The following is a 7,013-nucleotide window of genomic DNA, read 5'->3' on the forward strand; positions in this document are numbered from 1 at the left end:
GGTGGTGTGTTTTCTCCAATTGTTCTGTGCCAACCACCTCCTTTCGGTTTTTTTCAACCATCCGTGTCCCCCCGAACGGTTTTGTGGTGGCCGGCCCATGTTTCACGTGAAACACACTTGGCGGGCGAAACGGCCACAACCGGTCAAGGTCGTGACTAGCCGGTCTGGCCTCCGAAGAAGTTGCCTCCGTTGCCGTTGCCCTTGGTGGTACCCGTTCCGGTCGTATCGGTTGCCGTTGGTGAGGATGTCGTCCCACCGTCCGTACCGCCCGTGCTCCCACCAGTGGTGTTTCCACAGCGGAAGAACCGGCAGGTCTCGGTCGGCGTGGGCGACGGCGAGAGGGTCGGTTCGCTGGGCGTGGGGGTGGGCGTGTCGCTCGGCGTCTCGCTCGGCGTGATGGTGACGGAGGGAGTCGGGGAAGGTGCGCCCGCCTCGTCCGCGACGTCGCCGATCTTCGGGGCGTCCGGGAATCCCGGGTCGTTGGCGTTCTTGAGTGCGGCCTTCATGTACTCGGTCCACACCGACGTCGGGATGTCACCACCGTGGATGGACGCCACGCCGGCCGTACCGTTCATGGAGAGCAGCTCATGGTCCTTCGGGTTCTCCCGGAACATCGCGACGGACGTCGACAGCTGCTGGGTGTAGCCGACGAACCAGGCCGACTTGTTGCTGTCGGTGGTACCGGTCTTGCCCGCCGCGGTACGACCCAGGGCCTTGGCGTTCTGGCCCGTACCGTTCTGGATGACGTTCTCCAGCGTGTCCGTGACATTGTTCGCCACGTCCGCCGGCATCGCCGTGGAGGGAGTCGGCTTCTTGAAGTCACCGAACGGCTGCCCGTCCCTCTTGACCATGGTCACCGAGTACGGGTCCGTGTGCTTGCCCTGCGCGGCGAAGGTCGCGTAGGCGTCGGCCATGCGGATCGCGCTGGGGGTCGAGGTGCCGAGCGCGAAGGACGGGTTGAGCGAGGCGAAGCTGCCCTCGAGGATGCCGGAGCGCTTGGCCACGTCCTTCACCTTCGACATTCCCACGTCCCATCCGAGCTGGACGAACGGGGTGTTGATGGACTGCTCCATCGCCTTGCGCAGGGTGATGTAGCCCCAGGCGTGGTTGCTCTCGTTGTTCTGGAAGAAGACCGAGTTGTCCTTGTTCAGGACGAAGCTGCCGTCCTCGTTCCTGACCTTGAGATGGTCGTTGCCGTTGTACTTGCTCAGCGGCGACACACCGGTCGGAGCGGTCTTGTACGTGCCGTACTCCATGGCCGCCGCGAGCACGAACGGCTTCCACGTCGAACCGACGGGGACACCCGAGGTGTCGGCGTTGTTGGTGAAGTGGTTGTTCTCGTAGCCGGCGCCGCCGTAGAGCGCGACGATCGCACCGTCATTGGGCTTCACCGAGGCCGCGCCGAACTGGACGTACTTGTCCTTCTCGCGCGTCTTCGGGTCGAGGCGCGCCTTCTCGATCTTCTTCACGGCCGCGCTCAGAGCGTTGACGTTGCTCTTCTTGAAGGTCGTGTAGATCTGGTAGCCGCCCTGGTCGAACTGGGCTTCCGTGATGTGGGAGTGGGCCAGGACGTACTTCTTGGCCGTGTCGGCCAGGTAGCTGATCTGGCCGGTCATGCCCTTGGTCGCCTTGCGGCCCAGGACGGTCGGGTACTTCTTGATCGCCGTCTGGTACTGCGCGTCGGTGATGCGCTTGTCCTTGTGCATCTCACCGAGAATCCAGCTCCAGCGCGCCTCGGAACGCTGGCGGTTCGCCTTGGGCGACGCCGCGGCGTCGAGGTCCTGGTTGCCGGCCGGGTCGTAGTACGTCGGGCCCTTGAGCAGCGCGGCGAGGAAGGCGCACTGGCTCGGCTGGAGCTTGACGGCGTCCACGCCGAAGTAGGTCTGCGCGGCAGCCTGGATGCCGTACGCGCCACGGCCGTAGTACGAGGTGTTCAGGTAGCCCTGCAGGATCTGGGGCTTGGTGAGCTTGGTGCCCACCTTGATGGAGATGAACATCTCCTTGAACTTGCGGGAGAGCGTCTGGTCCTGGCTCAGGTAGGTGTTCTTGACGAACTGCTGGGTGATCGTCGAACCACCCTGCGTCTGACCACCACGGGCCATGTTGACCAGGGCGCGGGCGATACCCATGGGGTCGACGCCGGAGTCCTGGTAGAAGCTCTTGTTCTCCGCCGAGATCACCGCCCACTGCATGGCCTCGGGGATCTGGTCGATGGTGACGTTCTGGCGGTTGATGCCCGTACCGGTGGCGACCATCTGCGTGTTGTCGGCCCAGTAGTAGACGTTGTTCTGGGACTTGGCCGCGTCGTTCTCGTTGGGGATGGAGACCATCGCGTAGCCGACGCCGACCATGGCCACGAGGCTGCCCATGAAGCCGATGAAGAGCCCGGTCACGAGCTTCCAGGAGGGCACCCAGCGGCGCCACCCGTCCCTGTCGAAGCGCGGATAGTCGATGAACCGCTTCCTGGCCGACGCGGTCGCGCGGCCTCTGCCGCGCCCCGGTCCGCCAGGCCCGCCCGGTCCGCCTCGTCGGCCGCCGGGACCCTCGTCGGCCGCCCTGCGGCGGCCTCCGTTGCTTCTCTGCGCCGCCCGGCGAGCCTCGGTACGGCTGCCGTAGGGGCGCGTTTCACCTCCCGGGCCATAGGAGTCCGATCCATAGGAACTGGACCCATAGGAGTCGGAAGGGGACCCGGTGGCGCCACGCGGTGCCGCACGGCGGCCGGAGGACGAGCCGGACTGGCCGCGTCGGGCCGCGGCACGTCCGCCTCCCTGCGGCTGCGGCGGTTTGCGACGGTGCTCGCTCATCGAACGATTACTCCTCGGGCAGGCGCACCTTTGCGCGCCTGGAAACGGCGGCTGGTTTCCGGTCCCCCCGAAGTACGGATGCGGTCGTTCCTGCATTCACCCGTACTGCACCGAGGACGATGACGTCCCCAAGCGTCACTTGGTTCCCGGTGGTGTGCATGCCGCACAGACTACGCACCGCCAAAACCCGCCTAGCCCCAGGATTCAGGCCAAATCAGACAACTCTCCTCATGCGAATCGGTGATGTGATCCCGTTCACCATCCCCCCACTTGTCGCATGCGGAAGGCCGTTCTATCGTCTTGATGTATCGAGTCGATACATCAACGAGAGATAAGGGCGAGAGGAGGCGACGATGAGCCGACGTTCCGGCATCCTCGAGTTCGCCGTGCTCGGCCTGCTCCGCGAGTCTCCGATGCACGGCTACGAGCTGCGCAAACGCCTCAATACGTCACTGGGTGTGTTCCGAGCGTTCAGCTACGGGACGCTCTACCCCTGCCTCAAGACGCTGGTCACCAACGGCTGGTTGATCGAGGAGCCGGGCAGCACCCACGAGGACGCCCTGGCCGCTCCCCTCGCGGGACGCCGTGCCAAGATCGTCTACCGGTTGACGGCGGAAGGTAAGGAACATTTCGAGGAGCTGCTCTCGCAGACCGGCCCCGACGCGTACGAGGACGAACACTTCGCCGCCCGTTTCGCCTTCTTCGGGCAGACGTCGCGCGATGTGCGCATGCGTGTCCTGGAGGGCCGCCGCAGCCGGCTGGAGGAGCGCCTGGAGAAGATGCGCGCCTCGCTGGCGCGTACGCGGGAGCGACTCGACGACTACACGCTTGAGCTCCAGCGCCACGGGATGGAGTCCGTGGAGCGCGAAGTGCGCTGGCTGAACGAGCTCATCGAGAGCGAGCGGGCCGGGCGGGACCTGAAGGGTTCCGCCTCAGGGGGGTCCGCTCAGCAGAACACCACAACTGGAGCGACGGGCGGCCTGCCCCGTCCCGGGGACACCCCCCGGACGGATACGCCCGGCGACACCGCCACGTGAGCGCCCGCCGAGGGCCTCACTCGTACACACAGGGAGCAACCCAAATGGGTTCGGTTCGCGTAGCCATCGTCGGCGTGGGTAACTGCGCCGCGTCGCTGGTGCAGGGCGTCGAGTACTACAAGGACGCCGACCCGGCGTCCAAGGTCCCGGGCCTGATGCACGTGCAGTTCGGCGACTACCACGTCCGCGACGTCGAGTTCGTCGCCGCGTTCGACGTGGACGCGAAGAAGGTCGGCCTCGACCTCGCGGACGCCATCGGCGCGTCCGAGAACAACACCATCAAGATCTGCGACGTGCCCAACACCGGTGTCACCGTCCAGCGCGGCCACACCCTCGACGGCCTCGGCAAGTACTACCGCGAGACCATCGAGGAGTCCGAGGCCGAGCCGGTCGACGTCGTCCAGATCCTGAAGGACAAGCAGGTCGACGTCCTCGTCTGCTACCTGCCCGTCGGTTCCGAGGACGCGGCGAAGTTCTACGCCCAGTGCGCCATCGACGCCAAGGTCGCCTTCGTCAACGCCCTCCCGGTCTTCATCGCCGGCACCAAGGAGTGGGCGGACAAGTTCACCGAGGCGGGCGTCCCGATCGTCGGCGACGACATCAAGTCCCAGGTCGGCGCCACCATCACGCACCGCGTCATGGCGAAGCTGTTCGAGGACCGGGGTGTCATCCTGGACCGCACGATGCAGCTGAACGTCGGCGGCAACATGGACTTCAAGAACATGCTCGAGCGCGAGCGCCTGGAGTCCAAGAAGATCTCCAAGACGCAGGCCGTCACCTCCCAGATCCCCGACCGGGACCTCGGCGAGAAGAACGTCCACATCGGCCCGTCCGACTACGTGGCCTGGCTCGACGACCGCAAGTGGGCCTACGTCCGCCTCGAGGGCCGCGCCTTCGGCGACGTCCCGCTGAACCTGGAGTACAAGCTCGAGGTCTGGGACTCCCCGAACTCGGCCGGTGTCATCATCGACGCCCTGCGCGCCGCGAAGATCGCCAAGGACCGCGGCATCGGCGGCCCGATCCTGTCGGCGTCCTCGTACTTCATGAAGTCCCCGCCGGTCCAGTACTTCGACGACGAGGCCCGCGAGAACGTCGAGAAGTTCATCCGCGGCGAGGTCGAGCGCTGAGTCCGGCGCTCGTCTGAGAACGCTCCTGCCAGGGCTGTGAGGGTCCCCGGGTTGTACGACCCGGGGACCCTCCCTGTGTGTGAGGCTGTGCCCCATGCCCGTGGTTCGCGACCTGCGCGTCCTGCTCCGTTTCCGGAACTTCCGGCGCCTGCTCTCCGTGCGCCTGCTGTCCCAGGGCGCTGACGGCGTCTATCAGGTCGCTCTCGCCACGTACGTCGTCTTCTCCCCTGAGAAACAGACCTCGGCCGCCTCGATCGCTTCGGCGATGGCGGTGCTCCTGCTCCCGTACTCGCTGGTGGGCCCTTTCGCCGGGGTCTTGCTGGACCGCTGGCGGCGCCGACAGGTTCTCGTCCACGGCAACCTGCTGCGCGCCGTGCTGGCGGCCGCCACCGCCGTCCTGATGGTCAGCCAGGTACCGGACTGGCTGTTCTACGTGTCCGCGCTGTGCGTGACCGCCGTCAACCGCTTCGTCCTGTCCGGCCTCTCCGCCGCCCTGCCGCGCGTGGTCGACACCGAGCGCCTGGTGATGGCCAACTCCCTCTCGCCGACCGCCGGAACGCTCGCCGCGACCGCGGGCGGCGGTCTCGCCTTCCTGGCGCGGCTGGTGGTGTCGGACTCCGACGCCGCGGTCGTCCTGCTGGGCGCCACCCTCTATCTGTGCGCGTCGCTGGCGTCGCTCTCCATGGCGCCCGGCCTGCTCGGCCCCGACCGGGACCACACGCTCCCACAGCTGGGAACGGCACTCGTGGGCACCGCGCGGGAACTTCTGGCGGCCGTACGGCATCTCGCCGCACCCCAGCGCCGGGAGGCCGTCTGGGCACTGCTCACGATGACCCTGATGCGCTTCTGCTACGGCGCCCTGCTGGTCATGGTGCTGATGCTGTGCCGGTACGCGCTCTCGTCCAGCCCGAACGAGGGGCTCCGCCTCCTGGGTCTCGCACTGGGAATGTCCGGCGCCGGCTTCTTCGCCGCGGCCGTGGTGACACCTCCGGCGGCCGAACGGCTCGGCCCGGGACGCTGGATCGTCGTGTGCGCGGCGTCGGCCGCGGTCCTGGTACCGGCACTCGGCCTGCCCTTCGCCACCGGTCCCATGCTGGTCGCGGCCTTCGTCCTGGGACTGATCACCCAGGGCGCGAAGATCTCCACTGACACGATCGTGCAGTCCACCGTCGACGACGCCTTCCGTGGCCGGATCTTCTCCGTGTACGACGTCCTGTTCAACGTCGCCTTCGTCGGCGCCGCGGGGGCGGCCGCCCTGATGCTGCCGCCGGACGGCCGCTCGACGGTCCTGGTGGTCACGGTGGCCGTTATCTACGGGGCAGTTGCTGCGTCTATGGCCCGCTTTGGCCACCGGTAAGTGTCACATCAGAGCTACAGACTCCCCCTGGATTACAGGGTTGTCAGTGGGAGCCGCTAACTTACGTGCGTCTTATATCGCGCCACGCGCAGCCCCGTTGCCATGCGCACCCACGTTCTAGGGGGACCCCAAGTGACGACTCCGCCGCCCCAGGGCCAGGCTCCGTACCCGCCGCAGGGCGGCTACCCGCAGCAGGGTCAGGCCCCGTTCCCGCCCCAGGGGCAGGCTCCGTACCCGCCGCAGCCCGGCGCGCCGTACGCTCCGGTGCCCCCGCAGCAGCCCAAGCGCAAGATCGGCTTCAAGACGATCAAGAACATCGTCATCGTCGTGGCCGCGATCGGCGTGGCCATCGGTGGCTACATAGCCAGCCAGAACGACGCGGACACGGCCAAGGTCGGCGACTGCATGCACCGCGGCAGCAGCAACGACTCCAGCCCGGACCTCGAGGTCGTCGACTGCAAGTCGTCGAAGGCTCAGTACGTGGTGCTGGCCAAGGTCAAGGGCAAGTACTCGACCGAGCTGTCGGCTTCGACGAAGTGCGAGGCCGCGGCCAAGGACTTCCAGTACACGTACACCGAGAGCGGTGACGGCAGCGACTTCCTGCTCTGCCTGAAGGAGTACAAGAAGTAAGGCAGATGTGAAGAGGGGGGGGGGGTGTTGGGGGATAAACCCCCCAGAAAGGACCCAC

Annotated in this window: 5 protein-coding genes; 4 read left to right on the plus strand and 1 reads right to left on the minus strand. The window is 66.7% G+C overall.

Annotated features, from left to right (window positions below):
* Positions 1 to 155: 155 nt before the first annotated feature.
* Entirely contained in the window at positions 156 to 2,411 is a 2,256-nt protein-coding gene (locus ACFW2E_RS14080) for a transglycosylase domain-containing protein (RefSeq protein ID WP_384466051.1), read from the minus strand.
* Positions 2,412 to 3,157: 746 nt separating this feature from the next.
* Between ACFW2E_RS14080 and ACFW2E_RS14085 the strand changes: the two genes are divergently transcribed.
* The 4 genes from ACFW2E_RS14085 to ACFW2E_RS14100 all read left to right on the plus strand — a co-directional run bounded on the left by ACFW2E_RS14085 (position 3,158) and on the right by ACFW2E_RS14100 (position 6,955).
* A complete protein-coding gene (locus ACFW2E_RS14085; protein ID WP_384466053.1) occupies positions 3,158 to 3,841 on the plus strand; it encodes a helix-turn-helix transcriptional regulator in 684 nt (227 codons plus the stop codon).
* 44 nt (positions 3,842 to 3,885) lie between these two features.
* Positions 3,886 to 4,968 carry an inositol-3-phosphate synthase gene (locus ACFW2E_RS14090; RefSeq protein ID WP_384466055.1) on the plus strand — a complete coding sequence of 361 codons (1,083 nt, stop codon included), beginning with the start codon at positions 3,886 to 3,888 and terminating at the stop codon, positions 4,966 to 4,968.
* A gap of 94 nt (positions 4,969 to 5,062) precedes the next feature.
* Positions 5,063 to 6,325, plus strand: coding sequence for an MFS transporter (locus ACFW2E_RS14095; protein WP_384466056.1), 1,263 nt, complete (start codon positions 5,063 to 5,065; stop codon positions 6,323 to 6,325).
* Positions 6,326 to 6,457: 132 nt separating this feature from the next.
* Positions 6,458 to 6,955: a hypothetical protein gene (locus ACFW2E_RS14100; RefSeq protein ID WP_384466057.1), complete on the plus strand. Its 498-nt coding sequence runs from the start codon at positions 6,458 to 6,460 to the stop codon at positions 6,953 to 6,955.
* Positions 6,956 to 7,013 lie beyond the last annotated feature (58 nt).

The sequence above is a fragment of the Streptomyces sp. NPDC058964 genome, from assembly GCF_042741275.1.
GTDB lineage: Bacteria > Actinomycetota > Actinomycetes > Streptomycetales > Streptomycetaceae > Streptomyces.